We start from the raw sequence: 2,243 nt of genomic DNA on the forward strand, positions 1-2,243 counted from the left end.
GCGCTCCAACACCGCGCGCGCCATGGTGGGGATGGGGAAATGCTCGGCAAAGCGCTCAAGCAGTGGATTCAGCAACATCGTCAACAGCCCGCTGGTTACAAAAGGGCGCGATTGTACCGAGGACTCGCGACTCGCGCTGCTCGGGCGATTCAGCCGCGTGGAGGCCGTGGCGACCGACAGGAGTTGTTGCGTTCACTTTGTATGACCTTCACAGCCCTGCTGGCTCTAGCCTGAACAGCACTTTCAGTGCGCACTTCAAGCCACCTACTTGCAGTAGGTGGCCTTGATCATCGTTCGGTCCACCTGCCGTGATGCAACCTCGGTCGTTCAAGTAAGACTCGGATTTTTCGGGTAAAAATTGCTTTAGTTGAGTGCTTTTATCGGTCTTGGGCGAGACGATGATCAAGGCCCAGTAGGTGGTTAGCTCGACTTCAGGAAGGTGTCCCTGATAGTTGTAGTCTAAGATGGAGGTGTTGGTTGATCAGGATTCGTTGTTACACGAATAGCGCTGCTCGCCTTTATCTGTCTTTCGTAGTTTCGTGACTTTATCCGAATCACACTATGAGCATAGCACCGCAATTTCATCCATATCCGAAGACCCCACAGAAATTCTTGTTGTGTGTACATTGATTTTGCAGATAATCCATGTCTGGAAAACTACCGCACGGGCGAAACTGCTCTTGCCCCCAGAGCAGTGTTGACCCGACGGAGTTCCGGCAGATCTTCGGCTTGCGGGCACCAACGACGATCGCGCTGTGCTGACAGCCGACTTCTGTCTGTGACACCGGTAAAAAGCTAAGACACTGTAGAGGAACTGACCGTCGAAAAATCAAAAGCTTGCTGTTGATAGGGCCTCAAAATGGTCTTCAAAGCTAGAAAACCTCGAGAAGCAGGCCAACAAAATCAGTCAGTTACTTCTTATACAGCGTCTAAGCCTTAAGATCCCACCTGGCAAACAAGCTTGAGGACGGTGACACTCCAGTCGAACGGCCTGCCGGATGAAGACAAGCACGGGCGCCATTTTCGCGTCGTGCGGAGGTGTTGCACTAGAGTGCCGTCACAAGATCTAGGGCATCGCCAAAATCGACTAAGAATCTCGCCTGAATATCTGGCGGAAGTGCTTCACGCCACCCGCCCGACTGGCCGGAACGTCGGTTCTGATTGTTGTCGACCTGACCAGGTGCTCGGCCCGTCTTCGATTCAAACGTATTCCTCTGAACAGCGAAATCGATAGCGATTTCGTTCGGATCTTCCCCACCAAGTCGGCACAGAGCTGAGCGAAGTGTCTCGTTTGGCTCCTCCAGCATACGCTCGTAACGCACCACGACGACACCCCTCGCCTTCGCATTCAGCCAGCCCTTGACGTGCTCACCCCAATCCACCCTAGATCCCAAAGGGCGGCATTTCCACTCGTCATAGAAGGCACGTATTTCACTGCCTAGTTTTATATCACCATCGACTCCCCCCATTGAGGGATGAAGCTTAATCGCACGACGTCGTTGTTCTGGTGTTCCGGCACGAATCGTCTGCAACGTCTTGTAGTAATGCGATACCAGCACATCCCTGCCATCCCGAACAACATAAACCGCGCGCCCCTTGAGTACCGGTTGCGGAAAGTGTGAGTGCACGAGCGCCGAAAAAGTAATTGGCAGTAAGCTAGAACGTGGGACAGGTAGCTGCAATGCATCTCCAATCATATCTCGAATCCAATTTGCTCCCGAACGAGGGAACTCGCACACCAGGATAAATGGACAGGATTTAGGAAAACGGCTAGCAACAAAATGATTAACAAAAGAAGATACACCGATCATTCGCTGCTTCATGTTTAACCTCAATATTTAACATATAGATGCTTCATATGCCAAGAGGACGCCAAGGGGTTTTAATTAATATAGATAACTGATTTCACAGAAATTTGTTTCTTAAATTAGATTCTAGCGCCTCCATAAGAGATGAAACGTCTATATATAGATGTTTCATTTGACATGAGGACGACGGGAGCGCTTAACTAATATAAATAACTGACTTTAAGTCACTTCAAATGTTAAAGAAGATTCTAGTGGTCTAGAGTGAAAGTCCTAATACTGTTTCTGGGCGATCGATGGCATCCTACTCATCTGTCTTGAGTTTCGCCGATGAGTTGATGACACGATGCCACGCTGTACCCCGATTCCCGTTTCCCTCACCGACAAAGAACGTACCCAGTTGGAGGCGTTGGTGCGTCAGCACACCACGGCGCAGCA

2 protein-coding genes are annotated in these 2,243 nt (G+C 50.4%); one reads left to right on the forward strand and one right to left on the reverse strand.

The window, feature by feature from the left end:
• Window positions 1–205 (forward strand): hypothetical protein (locus G3480_RS28050; RefSeq protein ID WP_206171917.1); only part of this gene is annotated, 205 nt, incomplete at its 5' end.
• Between the two features lie 841 nt (window positions 206–1,046).
• Here G3480_RS28050 and G3480_RS26250 read toward each other — a convergent pair.
• Window positions 1,047–1,823, reverse strand: coding sequence for a sulfotransferase domain-containing protein (locus tag G3480_RS26250; protein WP_164657146.1), 777 nt, complete (start codon window positions 1,821–1,823; stop codon window positions 1,047–1,049).
• Window positions 1,824–2,243: the final 420 nt, after the last annotated feature.

It is taken from the genome of Thiorhodococcus mannitoliphagus, from assembly GCF_010915725.1.
In the GTDB taxonomy this organism is placed as follows: Bacteria; Pseudomonadota; Gammaproteobacteria; order Chromatiales; family Chromatiaceae; genus Thiorhodococcus; species Thiorhodococcus mannitoliphagus.